14 protein-coding genes are annotated in these 19,742 nt (G+C 56.0%); 3 read left to right on the top strand and 11 right to left on the bottom strand.

Annotated elements, in window-relative coordinates; all coding sequences use genetic code 11:
* Position 1 precedes the first annotated feature (1 nt).
* The 9 genes from rffA to trxA all read right to left on the bottom strand — a co-directional run bounded on the left by rffA (position 2) and on the right by trxA (position 10,004).
* On the bottom strand, positions 2 to 1,132 hold the full coding sequence (gene rffA / locus J5224_RS08005) for a dTDP-4-amino-4,6-dideoxygalactose transaminase (protein WP_264624859.1): 1,131 nt from the start codon (positions 1,130 to 1,132) through the stop codon (positions 2 to 4).
* The gene (gene rffC, locus J5224_RS08000) at positions 1,119 to 1,838 is read right to left on the bottom strand and encodes a dTDP-4-amino-4,6-dideoxy-D-galactose acyltransferase (protein ID WP_264624858.1); all 720 of its coding nucleotides are present in this window, start codon (positions 1,836 to 1,838) and stop codon (positions 1,119 to 1,121) included. Before rffC ends, rffA begins: the two co-directional genes overlap by 14 nt.
* Positions 1,839 to 1,901: 63 nt before the next feature.
* Complete coding sequence (gene rffG / locus J5224_RS07995; RefSeq protein ID WP_264624857.1) at positions 1,902 to 2,975, bottom strand: dTDP-glucose 4,6-dehydratase; 1,074 nt, start codon at positions 2,973 to 2,975, stop codon at positions 1,902 to 1,904.
* Entirely contained in the window at positions 2,966 to 4,228 is a 1,263-nt protein-coding gene (wecC, locus tag J5224_RS07990; protein WP_264624915.1) for a UDP-N-acetyl-D-mannosamine dehydrogenase, read from the bottom strand. Before wecC ends, rffG begins: the two co-directional genes overlap by 10 nt.
* A gap of 23 nt (positions 4,229 to 4,251) precedes the next feature.
* Entirely contained in the window at positions 4,252 to 5,385 is a 1,134-nt protein-coding gene (gene wecB, locus J5224_RS07985) for a non-hydrolyzing UDP-N-acetylglucosamine 2-epimerase (RefSeq protein WP_264624856.1), read from the bottom strand.
* A 52-nt stretch (positions 5,386 to 5,437) separates the two neighbouring features.
* A complete protein-coding gene (gene wzzE, locus J5224_RS07980) occupies positions 5,438 to 6,535 on the bottom strand; it encodes an ECA polysaccharide chain length modulation protein (protein WP_264624855.1) in 1,098 nt (365 codons plus the stop codon).
* 23 nt (positions 6,536 to 6,558) lie between these two features.
* Positions 6,559 to 7,641 carry a UDP-N-acetylglucosamine--undecaprenyl-phosphate N-acetylglucosaminephosphotransferase gene (wecA, locus tag J5224_RS07975; protein WP_264624854.1) on the bottom strand — a complete coding sequence of 361 codons (1,083 nt, stop codon included), beginning with the start codon at positions 7,639 to 7,641 and terminating at the stop codon, positions 6,559 to 6,561.
* A gap of 306 nt (positions 7,642 to 7,947) precedes the next feature.
* The gene (gene rho / locus J5224_RS07970; RefSeq protein ID WP_039345274.1) at positions 7,948 to 9,207 is read right to left on the bottom strand and encodes a transcription termination factor Rho; all 1,260 of its coding nucleotides are present in this window, start codon (positions 9,205 to 9,207) and stop codon (positions 7,948 to 7,950) included.
* A 470-nt stretch (positions 9,208 to 9,677) separates the two neighbouring features.
* Positions 9,678 to 10,004: a thioredoxin TrxA gene (gene trxA, locus J5224_RS07965; protein ID WP_196908155.1), complete on the bottom strand. Its 327-nt coding sequence runs from the start codon at positions 10,002 to 10,004 to the stop codon at positions 9,678 to 9,680.
* Positions 10,005 to 10,121: 117 nt separating this feature from the next.
* On the opposite strand from trxA, the gene rhlB reads away from it, so the two are divergent.
* Both rhlB and gppA read left to right on the top strand, forming a co-directional pair.
* Positions 10,122 to 11,408: an ATP-dependent RNA helicase RhlB gene (gene rhlB / locus J5224_RS07960; protein WP_264624853.1), complete on the top strand. Its 1,287-nt coding sequence runs from the start codon at positions 10,122 to 10,124 to the stop codon at positions 11,406 to 11,408.
* A gap of 6 nt (positions 11,409 to 11,414) precedes the next feature.
* Positions 11,415 to 12,911, top strand: coding sequence for a guanosine-5'-triphosphate,3'-diphosphate diphosphatase (gene gppA, locus J5224_RS07955; protein WP_264624852.1), 1,497 nt, complete (start codon positions 11,415 to 11,417; stop codon positions 12,909 to 12,911).
* An 8-nt stretch (positions 12,912 to 12,919) separates the two neighbouring features.
* Here the strand turns inward: gppA and rep are convergent, their stop codons facing one another.
* The gene (gene rep / locus J5224_RS07950; RefSeq protein WP_264624851.1) at positions 12,920 to 14,944 is read right to left on the bottom strand and encodes a DNA helicase Rep; all 2,025 of its coding nucleotides are present in this window, start codon (positions 14,942 to 14,944) and stop codon (positions 12,920 to 12,922) included.
* A gap of 178 nt (positions 14,945 to 15,122) precedes the next feature.
* Between rep and ppiC the strand changes: the two genes are divergently transcribed.
* Positions 15,123 to 15,404, top strand: a complete 282-nt coding sequence (gene ppiC / locus J5224_RS07945; protein WP_252320717.1) for a peptidylprolyl isomerase PpiC — start codon at positions 15,123 to 15,125, stop codon at positions 15,402 to 15,404.
* 62 nt (positions 15,405 to 15,466) lie between these two features.
* Here ppiC and putA read toward each other — a convergent pair whose 3' ends face one another.
* Positions 15,467 to 19,432, bottom strand: coding sequence for a trifunctional transcriptional regulator/proline dehydrogenase/L-glutamate gamma-semialdehyde dehydrogenase (putA, locus tag J5224_RS07940; protein ID WP_264624850.1), 3,966 nt, complete (start codon positions 19,430 to 19,432; stop codon positions 15,467 to 15,469).
* Positions 19,433 to 19,742: the final 310 nt, after the last annotated feature.

Genomic DNA, 19,742 nt, shown 5'->3' with positions numbered 1-19,742 from the left:
ATCAGGAAAAGAAGCTCAGGATGGTGTTGATCACCGTGCGCTGATTCACATCAGACAGATTAAAAAACAGCGGCAACCGAACCAGTCGCTCGCTTTCCCGCGTGGTATAACGATCTTCCCCGGAAAAACGCCCGAAGCGCAGCCCCGCCGGTGAAGTATGCAGCGGGATATAGTGAAACACCGTCAGGATTTCCGCATCCTTCATGTCGTGAATAAACGCGGCGCGATCGTCAATGTCGCGCAGCTTGAGGTAAAACAGGTGTGCATTGTGCTGGCAGTGTGCAGGCAGGGTGGGCAGCGTGACGCGCCCGGCCTCCGCCAGCGGGCGGAAGGCATCATAATAGTTATGCCACAGGCGTAAACGTCGTTCGTTGATGCGCCCGGCGGCTTCCAACTGCCCCCACAGATAGGCGGCTTGAATATCTGCCATCAGGTAGCTGGAGCCGATATCGCGCCAGGTATATTTATCAGCCTGACCGCGAAAGAACTGGCTACGGTTGGTACCTTTTTCACGGATGATTTCTGCCCGCTCAACCAACGCAGGATCGTTAATCAGCGTGGCACCGCCTTCACCGCCGGACGTGTAGTTTTTGGTTTCATGAAAGCTGAAACAGCCAATATGACCAATCGCGCCCAACGGACGGCTTTTATAGCGTGCCATCACCCCTTGCGCGGCATCCTCCACCACCCAGAGACCGTACTGTTCCGCCAGCGCCATGATGGCGTCCATTTCGCACGCGACACCGGCATAATGTACCGGCACGATGGCTCGGGTCTTGTCGGTAATCGCCGCTTCAATCTTGCTTTCATCGATGTTCAGCGTATCCGGGCGCACATCGACATAAACGATGGTTGCCCCACGCAGCACAAAGGCATTGGCGGTGGAAACGAAGGTGTAGCTGGGCATGATAACCTCATCCCCCGGCTGAATATCCAGCAGGATGGCCGCCATTTCCAGCGATGCAGTACAGGAGGGGGTCAACAACACCTTCTTGCTGCCAGAATAGTGCTCCAGCCATTGCTGGCAACGGCGAGTGAAACCGCCGTCACCACACAGCTTACCGCTGCTCATGGCGGCCTGCATATAGTCCAGTTCGGTACCCACAACCGGGGGAGCGTTAAAGGGAATCATGCGGTCTCCTGTAAAACCAATGCGCCGTGTCATGAATCTGCGCGCCAGCGCGTTGATAAAGGCGCAGCGCGCGCGTATTACCCAACTGCGTAGCCACCCACAGGTGCGCCACGTGCCGCTGTTGGCACCAGTGCCTTGCCAACGCCATCAGTTGCGTGCCCACACCGCCGGAGGCACCCGGCCATGCAGCCAGGAGGCCGATGCGCGCCTGGTCCGCCTGCGTTTGGCGCAGTGTCACCCAACCGAGCGGTACGCCCTGCGCGTCGTGTGCTATCAGGCAAACATCGTCAAAGGTGCCACGCACCGCGTTTTCCACCCATTGCGCATAAAAACGCCCGCTGTCCGTAGCGCGATACCAGGGTGCGCGAAACCGACTGAGCGAAAAAACCCGCGCGGCAGCGTCACGCAGCAGGGCAATATCCGCGGTGTCCGCCACGCGCCAGGCCGGAAGCGGCGCCTCATCAGCGCTAATTGGCAGGCAAAAATCCACTTCGCTCTCTGCCAGTTGGAAACCTCCGGCAGAGAGTGCATCAATCGTCGTCAGATCGCTGGCAGCGATCTTGGCCTGCACCACCGCATACGCGTTCAGCGCCGCGCGCGTTAGCGCTGGTGCATCATCACTGAACGACAGGCGCGCGCTGGGGAGGGCGAAAAAATCGCTTTCCCACGCTAACAGCATCAGATGCGCACGGATCGTGGCTGTCATCGCCTCTCCTGTCATCGCTCGCACACGGCGGTTACTGACACACGGGCGCAGAAAACGCGTCGATTACGCGTCCAGCCCCAACCGTTCTCCGGTATAGGAGCCATCCTGCACACTGCGCCACCAGGTTTCATTATTCAGATACCACAGCACCGTTTTACGCATACCGGTTTCAAACGTCTCCTGCGGTTTCCAGCCCAATTCACGGGCCATTTTGCTGGCATCGATGGCATAACGCATGTCATGGCCGGGTCGGTCAGTCACGTAGGTAATCAGATCGCGATAATGGGTTACACCCACCGGTTTTTGCGGTGCCAGTTCTTCCAGCAGATCGCACAGGGTGTGCACCACGTCGAGGTTTTTACGCTCGTTATGACCGCCGATATTGTAGGTTTCCCCGATTTCACCCGCCGTCACCACGCGGTAAAGCGCACGCGCATGATCTTCAACAAACAGCCAGTCACGGATCTGCGCACCGTTGCCATACACGGGCAGCGGCTTACCGGATAAGGCGTTGAGGATCATCAGCGGAATCAATTTTTCCGGGAAGTGGTAAGGACCGTAGTTATTGGAGCAGTTGGTGATGATGGTCGGCAACCCATAGGTGCGCATCCAGGCACGCACCAGATGGTCGCTGGAGGCTTTGGATGCGGAATACGGGCTGCTGGGCGCATACGGCGTGGTTTCGGTGAACAGATCGTCCGTACCGTGCAGATCGCCAAACACTTCGTCGGTAGAAATATGGTGGAAACGGAAGGCGGCTTTTTTCTCATCATCCAGCGCGTTCCAGTAGTGGCGCGCCGCTTCCAGCATCTGATAGGTGCCGACGATGTTGGTTTCAATAAACGCCGCCGGACCATCAATCGAGCGGTCAACGTGACTTTCTGCCGCCAGATGCATCACCATATCCGGCTGATAAGCAGCAAAAACCCGATCCAACGCAGGACGATCGCAGATATCAACCTGCTCGAACGCGAAACGATCGCTGGCCGCCACCGGGGCCAATGACGCCAGATTACCGGCATAGGTCAGCTTATCGACCACTACAACGCTGTCTTGCGTGTCCGTTACCAGATAGCGCACTAACGCTGACCCAATAAACCCTGCTCCACCTGTCACCAAAATACGTTTCAACGCCATACTCCTTTCATGTCTACAATCCACTGTTGTTTTATCTTTTCAGGTTCTATCGCGCGGAATGCACGGTGATCGACCAGCATCACCACCACATCCGCCTCACGTAACGCCGTTGGCAATGCCGTCAACGTAACCAACCCGGTTAAACGTGGCGGCAAAGCAGCCACATTGGGCTCGACGGCAAGCGTCGTGCCGCTGTGCCACTGCGCAATCATTTCGGTAATCCCGACCGCCGGGCTTTCGCGCAAATCGTCAATATCCGGCTTAAACGCCAGCCCAAAACAGGCGATGGTCACGTCGCTGGCGCGTTTGCCGCTTTGCACCAGACAATCCGCTACCGCCATTTTGACGCGATCAACCACCCACAGCGGCTTACCGTCGTTCACCAACCGCGCCGTGTGTATCAAACGTGCCTGCTGCGGATTTTGCGCCACGATAAACCACGGATCTACCGCGATGCAATGACCGCCAACGCCGGGGCCGGGTTGAAGGATATTCACACGCGGGTGACGATTCGCCAGACGAATCAACTCCCATACGTTAATACCCTGCTCGGCACAAATCAGCGACAGCTCGTTGGCAAAGGCGATATTCACGTCACGGAAGCTGTTTTCCGTCAGTTTACACATCTCGGCCGTGCGCGCGTCGGTTTCAACGCACTCACCTTCCAGAAAAATCTTGTACAACACGCTGGCGTGCGCGGCACAGGCTGGCGTCATGCCACCAATCACCCGGTCATTTTTCACAAGCTCCACCACAACCTGCCCAGGCAATACCCGCTCTGGGCAGTACGCGATGTGAATATCGGCATCGTCCCCGGCATGCTGCGGGAAGGTCAGATCGGGCCGGGCTTCCGCCAGCCACGCCGCCATCTGTTCCGTCGCGCCAACGGGACAGGTGGATTCAAGCACCACCAGCGCGCCGGGTTGCAGCACCGGTGCAATCGACGCTGCCGCTGCCTGTACATAGCTCAAATCCGGTTCGTGCCCTTCTTTAAACGGCGTCGGCACTGCGATCAGGAAGGCATCAGCCGCCTCGGGTTTGTGCGTTGCCGTCAAATAGCCGTTTTCTACTGCAGACTTGACCATGGATCCCAGATCGGGTTCGACAATATGAATCTCACCGCGATTGATGGTTTCCACCGCGTGGCGATTAACGTCTACGCCAATCACCTGTTTTTTCCGTGAGGCAAACGCGGCAGCGGTCGGCAGACCGATATAGCCCAATCCAATCACCACTATTTTATTGATTGTCATTGCGTTAGTTGTCATGGTGTTGCTCATTGTCGTGTAACCAAAGGGGTCTTCAGTGCGGCAATAATACGCTGACAAGCGGTACCGTCACCGAACGGATTATGCGCCCGGCTCATGGCCTGATACGCCACATTATCGGTCAGCAGTTGCGATACCGCGTCCAGAATCGTCGCCACTTCTGTGCCAACCAGCCGTACCGTTCCGGCTTCCACGGCTTCTGGCCGCTCTGTCGTTTCGCGCATCACCAGTACGGGCACCCCCAACGAGGGCGCTTCTTCCTGAATGCCGCCTGAATCGGTCAAAATCAGGTACGACCGGTTCATCAGGTAAACAAACAGCAAGTACTCCTGCGGTGCGATCAGAAACACGTTATCAATGCCGCTTAAAATACGATTTACCGGCTCACGCACATTCGGGTTCAGGTGCACGGGATACAGAATCTGCGCTTCCGGGTGGCGACGGGCAATGCCCGCCAGTGCAGTACAAATACGCTCAAAACCGCCGCCAAAGTTTTCACGGCGATGCCCGGTGACCAGAATCAGTTTTTTATTCGCATCCAGAAAACCGTAGTGGGTATCCAGAGAGTGGCGCAATGTTTCATCGCCAAGAATACGATCGCGCACCCAGAACAGCGCATCGATAACCGTATTTCCTGTCACCAGGATCTGCCGGTCGCCGAGGTTTTCCCGCAGCAGGTTATCACGCGCCCGCTCGGTTGGCGCAAAGTGGTACGTCGCCAAATGGCCGGTCAGCTTACGGTTGGCCTCTTCAGGCCAGGGCGAATAGAGATTGCCCGTGCGCAACCCGGCTTCCACATGAGCGACAGGAATACGCTGATACAGCGCCGCCAGGCTGGCGGCCAACGTGGTGGTGGTATCACCGTGCACCAGCACCAGATCGGGTTTGAACGCTGTCAATACCGGTTCCAATCCTTCCAAAATGCGGCACGTGACCTCACTCAACCCTTGGCCCGGCTGCATAATGTTCAAATCATAATCCGGCGTAATAGCAAATAAACGCAGCACCTGATCCAGCATCTCCCGGTGCTGGGCTGTTACGCATATTTTCGATTCAAAGGCTTCATCTTGAGCCAGGGCATAAACCAGAGGGGCCATCTTGATGGCTTCTGGACGGGTGCCGAAAATAGTCAACACTTTCACTATGAATCTCTTTCATCAGGTTAGGGGCTGCCCTTTCAGGCGGCATAAACGGTCAATCCACCCGCCGCTGCGGTTTACAGCGAACCAATGCAATGCCCGCCCCGGTTAATGCACCGATAGCGCCCCACATCACCATCAAGAACAGGCGACGCGGACTGTCTCGCTTTACCGGCTCCTCTGGCGTGCGCAGATAGCGGTAGGTCTGCAATGCCGCGTCGAGCGTTGGCTCAACGTTTAACGTCGCCAACATGGCGCGGTTTTGGTCATAATCGATGTCGTAGCGCGGCCCACTGGCCTGCAAGGACTCCAATTGCGCCTGCAACATCGGACGCCCCAACAGGAAAAGTTCTGATGGCGGCAACTCTTCTGCGGGGGTGTCGGTCTGGCTGCGGCTGATTCCCTGCTGTTGCGCAATTTTCAGCGCCATCTTCACGCTATTCAGATCGCGATCGAAAATGGACCGCGCGACCGCTTCCTGACGCTGAATCTGCGACTGCAAAAAGACCTTGCGTGCCGCCCAGGCACCTTTCAGTTCACCGTTAAGGTGCTGTGCGGCGCGCTGGCTGGCAAACTCGATATACTCGCGCAACAGGCGATTGGCGGCTGGCGCGTTGTCCGCCGTCAGGCGCACGCTGTCGAAGGTCTTTTTGCCGTCGTCGCGCGGGGTAAACTGGATGTCGGCGATCAGTTCGTCCAGCAAGGCCGCATCCGCTTTGACATCACCTTCCTGATGGGATTTATAGTAGTCGCTCTGTAGCCAGAAATCGCGCCGGGTATCATACGCGGCAACCTGCATGACAAACTCGTCGTAAACCTTGGCTGACACCGACAGCGCCTCGGGCGGCAGCGATGCAAAGGCTTTAGCATCCAGATTGCGTAAGAACTGCTGTTGCGGATAATAACCGCCCAGCCCCGTAACACCAGGCCGGTCCGTTATTGCCGTGGCGCTCCACTCCTGGCGGGCAAGATAGGAATACCCTAGCGCCACCAGCGCGAAAGCCAGCGCTACACCGGCAATCCAGAATTTTCCTCGCCATAACGCACCGCACAGGCCACGAATGTCCAGTTCATTCTCGATACCGACGTCCGCAGTCGTCACGCGGTAGTGGGCTTCGCCAGAGGTCCCGTTAGCAGGGTTTTCGTGTTTCATTACTTCCCCAAAGTGATGTGGTTTCAAGTTGAGTGTCGATGATTGTCGTTACGCGGCGTTCGACGCTTGATGCGTTTCAGAAAGCGCGCCACACGCCATGCCCGTTTCAAGCAATAGTCGTAAAGCCCAAAAGCCAGTAAAAACAGCACCAACATGGCCCATTCGGGAATGAAAGAGAAATACTCTCCGGCCATGCCAATACCCGCCAACAGCACCGCAGCCAGGGTGATCAACACGAAAGCCTGATGCGGGGTAAACCCAGCGCGCATCAGTAAGTGATGGATATGCTGACGATCCGGCGCGAAGGGGCTCATCCCTCGGCGCAAGCGACGGTACATGATGGCAACCATGTCCATCAGCGGGATGGCAATCAGCCACAGTGCCGTTACCGGGTTAATCGGATGGTATTTGCCCTGCGTCGATTGCATCAGGATCCAGATGGCGGTGAACCCTATCATGGTGCTGCCTGCATCGCCCATAAACACTTTATAGCGGCGGCCAAAAAAACCGAGATTGAGCAAGATGTACGGCAGCGTGGCCGCAATCATAGCAAAGCACCACAGCGCCAAATTGTGGTGTCCGTAACCGTAGAGCAGGATACCCATCGCGCCGAACGACACCACCGAAAGGCCACCGAGCAGACCGTCGATGCCATCAACCATGTTAAACGCGTTAATGGCCGCCCACACGGCAAACAGTGTCACCAGATAACCCAATGGCCCCAGCACCATATCCCACGGGCCAAACAGCTCTCCCAGATTGCGCAATGAGAGATGCGCGAACACCATCATGGCAATGGCCACCAGCGCCTGAACCAGCGCACGGATTTTGACACTGATATCAAAGCGATCGTCCAATGCCCCGACAAACACCAAAATACCGGCGCACAGCAGGTAAAAGCGGAAATGGGGAATATAGTAGTCGGTAACCAGGAAGGTAAAGCACAGGCCAGCATAAACGGAAATGCCCCCCACCAACGGGATCAGACCGTGGTGACGTTTACGCTGATTGGGACGATCGACAAGGCCCAACGGCCCCGCCACGCGACGGGCCAGGAATAGAAAAGCCAGAGAAAACAAGAAAATCAATAATAACTCTAGACGCATAGCGAGTAAGTTTACCGTTTATGGCTACAAACCGCCGCAGGCTGCCACGGCGAAGCAGGTTTCGCCATAACAGGACCGTTCACACAACATCATTATGCGGCCGACGGTATCGCGCGAGCATGCACAGGGCAAGCGATCGCGACAGGGTTATGATGACGCCATCAAATCAGTGCGTACCATAACGGAAAGCATGACGCCGGGATATCCTAGAATACTCTGGAAAACACCCTGTAGTGTAAAGGTCGGTAAGTTCCTAAAAAAAAACGCCACGACCCGCGTGGCGTTTTCCCCGAGAACACAGCGTGCTTATGAACGCTTCATCATGTCGAAGAATTCATCGTTGGTTTTGGTCATCGCCAACTTGTTGATCAGGAACTCCATCGCATCAATCTCACCCATCGGGTGGATGATTTTGCGCAGGATCCACATTTTTTGCAGTTCTTCAGAGGTGGTAAGCAGCTCTTCTTTACGCGTACCGGAACGGTTGTAGTCGATAGCCGGGAACACACGCTTCTCAGCGATTTTACGCGCCAGATGCAGTTCCATGTTACCTGTACCTTTAAACTCTTCGTAAATCACTTCGTCCATCTTCGAGCCGGTATCTACCAGCGCGGTGGCGATAATGGTCAGGCTACCGCCCTCTTCCACGTTACGCGCAGCACCAAAGAAGCGTTTCGGGCGGTGCAGGGCGTTGGCATCCACACCACCGGTCAGCACTTTACCAGACGCCGGTACCACGGTGTTGTAGGCACGCGCCAGACGGGTGATGGAGTCCAGCAGGATAATAACGTCTTTTTTGTGTTCGACCAGGCGCTTGGCCTTTTCAATCACCATTTCCGCAACCTGAACGTGGCGAGAGGCCGGCTCGTCAAAGGTAGACGCCACCACTTCCCCTTTCACCAGACGTTGCATCTCGGTCACTTCTTCCGGACGTTCGTCGATAAGCAGCACCATCAGCACGCAATCAGGGTGATTATACGCGATGCTCTGCGCAATATTTTGCAGCAGCATGGTTTTACCGGCTTTCGGCGGTGCCACGATCAAACCACGTTGACCGCGGCCAATCGGCGATGCCAAATCCAATACGCGTGCTGTCAGGTCTTCTGTTGAACCATTACCGCGTTCCATACGCAAACGTGAGTTAGCATGCAGCGGGGTGAGGTTTTCAAACAGGATCTTGTTGCGGGAGTTTTCTGGTTTGTCGTAATTGACTTCGTTGACTTTCAACAAGGCAAAATAGCGTTCCCCTTCTTTGGGAGGACGAATCTTGCCTGAAATGGTGTCACCAGTACGAAGGTTAAAACGGCGGATTTGGCTGGGAGAAACGTAGATATCATCAGGGCCGGCGAGATAGGAACTGTCTGCGGAGCGGAGGAAACCGAAACCATCCTGCAAGATTTCCAGCACGCCATCGCCGAAAATATCTTCGCCACTTTTTGCGTGCTGCTTCAAAATGGCGAAAATAATATCCTGCTTGCGCATACGAGCCTGGTTTTCCAGCCCCATGTTTTCGCCAAGAGTAATTAACTCAGAAACTGGCGTATTCTTTAATTCGGTAAGATTCATAGTGGTGGGTTCTTAAACTCGGGGTAAATCTCGAACAATTAACGTGAATGGGATGGCAAGGGTCACCGTGCCACTATCATATACCGCCCTCAATCACACCATTCCGTTTGGCTTGATACGTGAACGTGTTACACGTTGACCACGCAAGCCCGATACAAAACGACGGCAAGAGATCGAAGACACCTGAAACCAATTAATGCAATGCTTTTGATTGCCTGACCACGCTACGGATTCTTATGCCGTGTTTGTGCAATTTGTTGTCACGAACGGGCAGCGTTAAGGTATAGACAGCGAGTAATACTATAGATTCAAACTTTCAGGCTTAAGCCTGTGAGGCTTAAACATAGGCAAGTACGATATGCAGTACTGATGAATCTAGCACGCTTCATGACGTGCGGCAAGCGGTCAATACGAGAAATCCACACTGACCGCTTTGTGCGATGAAATAGCGTTGATAAATCTATCAGGCGTTACAGATTGGTGTTCAAAAACTCTTTCAGTTGGCCTTTAGACAGCGCACCGACTTTCGTTGCCGCCACTTCACCGTTCTTGAACAGCAGCAGGGTCGGGATACCGCGAATGCCGTATTTCGGTGCAGTCGCCGGATTTTCATCAATGTTAAGCTTGGCAACGGTGATACGGCCTTCGAATTCATCAGCGATTTCATCGAGAATGGGAGCGATCATTTTGCAGGGACCACACCATTCGGCCCAAAAATCAACCAGTGTTGCCCCTTCGGCCTGCAACACGTCCGTTTCGAAGCTGTCGTCTGTCAGGTGAATAATTTTATCGCTCATTTTTTACTCCGCAGGATTATCTTTAGCGAGTTGGTGTAGCATTAACCAACAAAGCTTGACTTTATTTCACTGTATACGCTTTCGTAAAGCAATAGTTAGCTGATATTCTACCACACTATGAGCAAAACACACTTGACCGAACAGAAGTTTTCCGACTTCGCGCTGCACCCGCAGGTAATCAAAGCCCTTGAAAGCAAAGGGTTTTATAACTGCACGCCCATTCAGGCACTCGCACTACCTCTCGCCCTTGATGGTCGGGACGTCGCGGGTCAGGCGCAAACTGGAACTGGCAAGACGCTGGCATTTCTGGCGTCTACTTTCCACTATCTCTTGTCGCATCCTGCTTCGGCAGAGCGTCAAACCAACCAGCCGCGCGCGCTGATCATGGCTCCGACTCGCGAGTTGGCCGTGCAAATCCACGCGGATGCACAGGCACTGGCAGAATCGACAGGCTTGAAACTGGGTCTGGCTTACGGCGGAGACGGCTACGATAAGCAGCTTAAAGTACTGGAGCAGGGTGTTGATATCCTGATCGGTACCACGGGCCGTTTGATCGACTACGCCAAGCAGAATCATATTAACCTTGGTGCCATTCAGGTTGTGGTGCTCGATGAAGCCGACAGAATGTACGATCTGGGCTTTATCAAAGATATTCGCTGGCTGTTCCGCCGCATGCCGCCGGTAACACAGCGCCTGAACATGCTGTTCTCCGCCACGCTATCTTACCGCGTGCGTGAGTTGGCGTTTGAACAAATGAACAACGCCGAGTACGTTGAAGTGGAGCCGGAGCAGAAAACTGGGCACCGCATCAAGGAAGAGCTGTTCTATCCGTCAAACGAAGAGAAGATGCGTCTGCTGCAAACGTTGCTGGAAGAAGAGTGGCCGGACCGCTGCATCATCTTCGCTAACACCAAACACCGCTGCGAAGACATCTGGGGCCATCTGGCTGCTGACGGCCATCGCGTTGGTCTGCTGACCGGCGACGTGGCGCAGAAAAAACGCCTGCGTATTCTGGATGACTTCACACAGGGCAACCTGGATATTCTGGTCGCCACCGATGTTGCGGCGCGCGGTCTGCATATTCCGTCTGTCACTCACGTATTCAACTATGACTTGCCGGACGATTGCGAAGACTATGTGCATCGCATCGGCCGTACCGGTCGTGCCGGTGCCAGCGGTTTCTCCATCAGCCTGGCTTGTGAAGAGTACGCGCTGAACTTGCCCGCCATTGAGCAATACACGGGCCATTCCATCCCGGTGAGCAAATACGATAGCGATGCGCTGATGACCGATCTGCCTGCACCGAAGCGCTTACCCCGCACACGTACCAGCAGTGGTCCGCGTCGCAGCGGTCCGCCACGTCGTAGCGGCGCACCGCGCGGCAACCGTAAAAGACCGAGTTAAGCATCCATGCTAAATGCTTCCTCGCTGTATGCGGCGATCGATCTGGGCTCAAACAGCTTCCATATGCTGGTGGTGCGCGAAAGCGCGGGCAGCATTCAGACGCTGGCGCGCATTAAACGTAAAGTGCGTTTGGCCGCAGGACTGGATCGTGATAATCGCTTGTCACAGGAAGCCATGCAGCGCGGCTGGCAGTGCTTACGCCTGTTTTCCGAACGCTTGCAGGATATCCCGCAGACGCAAACCCGCGTTGTCGCCACGGCGACCCTGCGGCTTGCCACCAACGCCGATGAATTTCTGGCACAGGCGCAGCAGATTCTGGGCTTGCCGATTCAAGTCATCAGCGGTGAAGAGGAAGCGCGCCTGATTTATCAGGGCGTGGCCCACACCACGGGTGGCCCGGAACAGCGTCTGGTGGTGGATATCGGCGGTGGCAGTACCGAACTGGCGACCGGAACCGCCGCACAGGCCACGCAGTTACTCAGTTTACCCATGGGATGCGTGACCTGGCTGGAGCGCTATTTCAGCGATCGTACCCTGACGGCAGACAATTTTGCCCGCGCGGAGCAGGCAGCCAGTGACATGATACGCCCTGTGGCAGCGCAACTGCGTGCGCAGGGATGGCAAGTGTGCGTGGGCGCATCCGGCACCGTACAAGCGTTGCAAGAGATTATGGTGGCCGCAGGCATGGATGAGCACATCACGCTCGACAAGCTGCGCGCCCTGAAAGAGCATGCCATCGCGTGCCATAAGCTGGAAGAGCTGGAAATTGACGGCCTAACGCTGGAACGGGCGCTGGTGTTTCCCAGCGGACTCTCCATTCTGTTGGCGATTTTCCAGGAACTGGGTATTCAGAGTATGACATTGGCCGGTGGCGCACTGCGTGAAGGCCTGGTATACGGGATGCTACACCTGCCCGTAGAGCAGGATATTCGCCAGCGCACGCTGCTCAATCTGCAACGTCGCTACCTGTTAGACGGTGAACAGGGCCATCGCGTCAGCGCATTAGCCGATAATTTCCTGCATCAGTTGGCGCAAGATTGGCCGTTGGATCACCGATGTCGCGAGCTGCTGCACAGCGCCAGTTTCCTGCATGAAATTGGCCTGGCCATCGATTTTCGCAATGCTCCGCAACACGCCGCCTATCTCATTCGCAACAGCGATCTTCCCGGTTTTACACCGGCACAGAAAAAACTGCTGGCTATTCTGGTGTTAAATCAGAGTGGTGCGCTCGATCTTCAGTCATTGAATCAGCAAAACGCCGTGCCCGTGCTGCCAGCACAGCGCCTCTGCCGTTTGTTGCGACTGGCGATTATTTTCGCCAGCCGTCGCCGCGATGACACCTTGCCTGACAGCATCTTGCGGGCGGACGGCGATACCCTGCATATCCAGCTACCTGCTGGCTGGCTGGCGGCCCATCCCCTGCGCGCGGAAGCGCTGGAGCAGGAAAGCCGTTGGCAAGGCTATGCCCACTGGCCGCTGGTGATTGAGGAAGCCGCACAGTAACAGCGGCCCTACTCCTTGTCGCGCGCCTGCGCCAGCTGCGCGCGCAGGTTCGCCAGATGGCTTTGCCCCTTTTGCATCCGCTCTTGCGCGCTGACCACTTTGCGCGCCGTTTCCCATTGCAGATCGTCCTGCGGCAGTTCCAGCAAGAAACGGCTGGGTTCTGGCCGCATCAGTTCACCATACTGGCGACGCTCTTTGCACAGAGTAAAAATCAGCTCACGTTGCGCCCGCGTGATGCCGACATACGCCAGGCGACGCTCTTCATCGACATTGTCTTCGTCAATGCTGCTCTGGTGCGGCAGTAGCCCCTCTTCCATCCCCACCAAATACACATAGGGGAATTCCAGCCCTTTGGAGGCGTGCAAGGTCATCAGTTGCACCTGATCCACCTCTTCTTCGCTTTCGCCGCGCTCCATCATGTCGCGCAGGGTGAACCGCGTCACCACCTGCGTCAGCGTCATCGGTTCATCGAGATCCGAACCTGCCAGCATTTCCGTCATCCAGCTAAACAGCTGATTGACGTTTTTCATACGCATTTCCGCCGCTTTCGGGCTGGTTGAGGTTTCATACAGCCAGCTTTCATAATCTAGCCCGTGAATGAGGTCACGCACCGCCGCCACCGGTTCCCGCTCTGCCTGCTGGGCAATGTCCCGCATCCAGTGGGTGAAGCGTTGCAGTGAGGTCAACCCACGGCCCGAGAGATGCGCCTCCAGCCCTAAATCAAAACTGGCGGTAAACAGGCTTTTGTTGCGCACATTGGCCCACTCCCCCAGTTTCTGTAGCGTCGCAGGGCCGATTTCTCGCTTAGGGGTGTTGACGATGCGCAGAAAGGCGCTGTCGTCGTCTGCGTTGGTCAAAACGCGCAGATAGGCCAACAGATCCTTGATTTCCGGACGAGAAAAGAAGGAGGTCCCGCCGGAGATGCGATAGGGAATGCGGTTTTGCATCAGCATCTTTTCAAACAGCCGCGACTGATGGTTGCCACGATAGAGGATGGCATAGTCGCTGTACTGCGTCTTGTTGATAAAGTGATGGGCAATCAGTTCGCCCACCACCCGTTCCGCCTCGTGATCTTCGTTGTTGGCGGTGATGACCTTCAGTTCATTGCCGTAACCCAATTCCGAAAAGAGCTTCTTTTCAAATACGTGTGGGTTATTGGCGATCAGAATATTGGCTGCTTTGAGAATACGGCCCGAGGAGCGGTAGTTTTGCTCCAGCTTAATCACTTCAAGCTGGGGGAAATCCTGTGCAAGCAGCACCAGGTTTTGCGGACGAGCCCCACGCCAGGAGTAGATGGATTGATCGTCATCACCGACCACGGTAAAGCGCGCGCGCGCGCCCACCAGCAGTTTGATCAGTTCGTACTGACTGGTGTTAGTATCCTGATACTCATCCACCAGCAGGTAGCGCAAGCGGTTTTGCCAGCGCTCACGCACCTCTTCATTGCGCTTGAACAGCAACGTCGGCAACAGGATCAGATCGTCAAAATCCAGCACGTTACAGGCGCGCAAGTGGTCGTGATACAAACCATAGCAGTGTGCAAACAGCTTATCGCGCTCCGACTGCGCCGATGCCGCCGCCTGTGCCGGGTCCATCAGGTCGTTTTTCCAGTTGGAAATGGTGGAGGTTAACTGCTGTAGCTGGGTTTTATCCCCTTCCAACCAGGTTTCCGTCAGTTCATTGAGCAGTGCGGCCTGATCCTGATCGTCAAACAGCGAGAAGTTTGCCTTCATGCCCAACGCGGCATATTCCCGTTTGATGACCTCCAGCCCCAGTGTGTGGAAGGTGGCGATCAGCAAGCCACGCGTCTCCTTGCGCCCTAAGGTTTGCGCCACGCGCGCTTTCATTTCCCGCGCGGCCTTGTTGGTAAAGGTCACTGCGGCGATATGACGCGCCTGATAGCCACACTGACGGATCAGATGCGCAATCTTGTTGGTGATAACGCGCGTTTTACCTGATCCCGCACCAGCCAGCACCAGACAAGGGCCGGTGACAAATTCGACAGCATGTTGTTGGCTGGGATTCAGGCGCATGACGTTCAACTCGCAATAAAAACGGAAGCCGATTGTAGCAGAAAGCCACACAGATCTTGATGGCCGGATTCGCCTTTACCGATCCACATCAGGCATGCATCGTGCTACATTGCCAGCCATCGGCGTCGGCGTGAGGCCTGTTCAATTCACGCTTCTTAATCACATGAAAGGTATTCCCATGGCGAAAACGGCATCTGCACTGCATATTCTGGTTGATACGGAACAACAGGCGAATGATCTACTGGACCAATTGGCGCAAGGGGCAGACTTTCAGCAGTTAGCCAAAAAGCACTCTACCTGTCCCTCCAAACGGGATGGGGGCAATCTGGGTGAGTTCCGTCAGGGCGATATGGTGCCCGCTTTCGACAAAGCGGTATTTTCCTGCGAGTTGCTCAAACCCTTTGGACCGGTAAAAACCCAGTTCGGCTACCACATCATCAAGGTTTTGTACCGCAACTAAGCGTTCTGGCAGGGCATTCTGTGTTGTTGCGCCGCGCACACCGCGCGGCGCGTAGGGTGTGATTACTCCGTCATCATCAGCAAGCTGGCATTTCCTCCTGCTGCCGCCGTATTCACGCTGAGCACACGTTCATGCCATAACCGTTCCAGCGGGATCGTGTCACTGCCGGGTTCACAGCCGAGCAAAGGAATAATCGCCCCCGCCCGTTGCGTAAGCTGCTGGTTAACCTCACGCAGCATGTCACTATCACCGTGACAGATAACCGCGCCAATATGCTCACCTTCTTGTTGCCATTCCGGCGTGAAACGGATGCGGCGCTGCACTTCCTGCGGCAAGCTGTGCGCCAGTTCGCGTAACGCAGCGCTGTCAGGCCATAACGCGTTACTGCCCACGGCCAGTAACGCCGCCAACTGACGCAGAATATCGTCACTCTCCTGCGCCAGACACAGCACGTTATCGCGCGGTGTCAGCATATAGGTATTGCGTTCGCCAGTGGGTCCCGGCAACGGATGTATCACACCGCTGACGGCCCCCCAGGCGCGGTAGCACTGTGCCGCCTCAAACACCGCCTGCCGTCCCTGTTGTTGCGCCCAGTCAACCAGTAGCGCAAACCCCGTACGTTCCGGTGTTGTCGCCAGTGTGGCATTCACGCCCAATGCGTTGCTCGCGGTACTGGGTAGACCAGGCGGTGTTCTCTGCAAGCGTGGTAGATAGAGCGGCCCGCCCGCTTTCGGCCCCGTACCGGACAGCCCTTCGCCCCCGAATGGCTGAACCCCGACCACAGCGCCCACCATATTGCGGTTGACGTATTGGTTACCCACATGCGCCCGCTGCGTGATACGCGAAATGGTTTCATCAATCCGTGAATGGATGCCCAGCGTGAGCCCATACCCCAGGGCGTTGATCTCCTCAATCAACGTATCCAGCCCCTCGCGGGCATAGCGCACCACGTGCAGCACCGGGCCAAAGATCTCTTGTTGTAAGCTGGCTATCTGGTCCAGCTCAATCAATGTCGGTAAGACAAAGGTGCCCTGTCGCCGCGAGGCCACGCACGCCTGTGCGCCGAAAGCCGCCTGATACACTGAATGCCCTTGCGCTTGCATCAGGTGAATATGTTGCTCGATCCGTTCGCGGGCTTCATCGTCAATCACTGGGCCACAGTCCGTTGCCAGCCTATCGGGATTACCTACGCGGAACTGTGCCATGGCACCACGCAGCATGCTCAGGGTCACCTCCGCAATGTCATCCTGAAGACAGAGCAGACGCAGCGCTGAACAACGCTGCCCTGCGCTGTCAAAGGCGGAGGCCATGACATCGCTGACCACCTGCTCCGTCAGCGCTGATGAATCGACAATCATGGCATTCATCCCGCCGGTTTCAGCGATCAGCACCGCAGGCTGCCCGTGCGCATCCAGCCGGTCTGCCAACGTGCGCTGTAAGCTTTTGGCAACCGCGGTAGATCCGGTAAACAACACGCCATTGACGCGCGCATCGCGCACCAGCGCCGCACCGACACTTTCCCCAGCGCCGGGCAGCAGTTGCAACACATCTGGCGCAATGCCCGCCTGATGTAACAGTTGCACCGCCAACGCGGCTACCAGCGGCGTTTGCTCCGCTGGTTTTGCCAGTACCGCATTCCCCGCCGCCAGTGCGGCAGCAATCTGGCCGGTAAAAATGGCCAACGGGAAGTTCCACGGACTAATGCAAACCACCACACCCAGCGGGTAAATCTGTTCCAATGACGCCGCCGCAGACTGTTGTGCGTAATAGCGCAAAAAGTCCACCGCTTCGCGTATTTCAGCAATGGCATTTGGCACGGTTTTTCCCGCCTCCCGCACCAATAACCCGATGAACTGCGGATACGCCGCTTCCAGCAGGCTGGCTGCACGTTGCAGGCTGGCAACCCGCTGCGGGAGCGATGCTGTCGAGAACCGCTCTGCGGCTTGCACCGCACGGCCCATCGCAAGGCGCACATCCTCCTCACTGGCATCACGCACGTACCCCACGATATCGTGCTGTTGAGCCGGATTAATCACTGGCCGAGCCGCCAGCGGTGAGGAGACATCGACCATAATCGGTGCCGCATGCCGCACCTGAGCGGCGTCGGCGCTTAAGGCCGCAGCGAGCATTTGCAGACGGTATTCATCGGTCAGATCTACACCTTGCGCATTGCAGCGCTCTGCGCCGTAGAGTTGCGCGGGCAGAGGAATTCTCGGATGCGGGCAGCCGGGAGCCCCCTCTTTGTATGCCAGCGCCTGCACTTCCGTTATCGGGCTGGCAATCAGTTGCTCCAGCGGGACCTCTGCATCGGCAATGCGGTTAACAAACGAGGTGTTGGCACCGTTTTCCAATAAACGCCGTACCAGATAAGCCAGCAGGGTTTCATGGGTGCCGACGGGGGCATAAATCCGACAGGGGCGCGCCAGTTTGCCCTGTTCTTCCGGACCAACGACCTGCGAATACAGCGCCTCCCCCATGCCGTGCAGGCACTGAAATTCATATTGTCCAGGGTAATAACTGTCACCGGCCAGCGTATACACCGCGCTCAGGGTATGGGCATTGTGGGTGGCGAACTGCGGGTAAATGGCATCCGGTGCTGCCAGCAGTTGGCGGGCGCAGGCCAGGTAGGCAACATCGGTATACACTTTGCGAGTATAGACGGGGTAATCCTCCAGACCGTCTATTTGCGTGCGTTTGATTTCACTGTCCCAGTAAGCGCCTTTCACCAGTCGCACCATCAGACGTCGTTGAGTACGCTGTGCCAGATCGATCAGGAAATCAATCACAAACGGGCAGCGTTTCTGGTAGGCCTGCACCACAAAACCGATCCCTTTCCACCCCGCCAACGCAGGCTCATGGCACAACCGCTCCAGCAGATCGAGGGAAATTTCCAGCCGCTCCGCTTCTTCCGCATCAATATTAATGCCGATGTCATACTGCATCGCCAGCAACGTCAACGCCAGTAAACGGGGATAGAGCACCTCCATGACGCGATCGTACTGCGCGCGACTATAACGTGGATGCAGCGCCGACAGCTTGATGGAAATACCCGGCCCCTCATACACCCCGCGCCCCTGCGACGCCCTGCCAATAGCATGAATCGCTTGCTGATAAGCGTTGAGGTAAGCCTCCGCATCCTGCTCGGTGAGGGCCGCTTCGCCCAACATGTCATAGGAATAGCGAAATCCCTGTTGTTCCAGATGTTCTGCGTTAGACAGCGCCTCATCGATGGTTTCGCCAGTAACAAACTGCTCCCCCATCAGACGCATCACACGATCCATCCCCAATCGAATGACCGGCTCTCCCCCCTTATTAATCAGTTGCTTCAGGGTGTGCGCCAGACGCGTTTCACTGTGCGTCGCAACCAGCTTTCCGGTCAGCAGCAGTCCCCAGGTTGCCGCATTGACGAACAGCGATTGCCCTTTCCCCAAGTGGGAATGCCAGTCTCCGCTGCTGATCTTGTCACGGATCAGCGCATTGCGCGTTGAGGCATCGGGAATGCGCAGTAACGCTTCGGCCAGACACATCAGCGCAATCCCCTCTGAGGACGATAAGGAGAAAGCCTGTAGCAAACTTTGCACCCGTCCCGCTCGCCCGTGAGTCTGCTGTTCGCGCCGCAGCGTCTGCGCCAGTCGATAGGCCAGCGCCTGCACTGCCGGGGCCATTGATGCCATCGGTTCTACCCGTTCGAGCAGTAACGGCACCATCTCACCCTCGGAACGGCGGTATGCCGCCGTGATAGCATCACGCAGAGGTGAACGGGGTAACAGCGTTTGCGTGAACGCTAAAAACGGTTGATAGCTTCCTTCCTGACGAGATTGCGGCATAATCTCCGGCGCGCGTTGAAATGCCTTGCCCTGCTCTGGTGTGATATCAGGAGCCTTACCATCACGCTCGACGGCGTCGAGATAACAAAAAATGGCGTGCTCAATCAACCAATGCGATGTGCGATCAAGGCGCTGCGCTGTACGTTCGATACGATTGCGGGTCGCATCGTCAAGCTTTACCGCTATAGTGGAGAATCCCATCGTTTCACTCCAGTGAAGCCAAGATAATCATCGATAGTGAGGGATCGGATAACGTTGATTTGTAGAAGGTATACCTTCGAATCTTGGTCGTCGTTATCGGATTATGCAACCTGGTTTTCGCGAGTTGCCATAAGATGCAATGCGGTTAACAAGTGTATAACATTGACGCGACAGGGAAATACAACAAATCGTTAACACTTTGCATTATAAGAAAAAACAGGCTGCACGAGGGATGTGCAATCGGGCAGACTGCGCTTTACCTGACGTCGTTCCCGTCAGGTTATACCTACAATATGATTTGCCTTTATGC

The sequence above is a fragment of the Candidatus Symbiopectobacterium sp. NZEC135 genome (genome assembly GCF_025962695.1).
The sequence above is the reverse complement of the archived record's forward strand: the minus strand, read 5'-3'. Positions and strand labels throughout refer to the sequence as shown.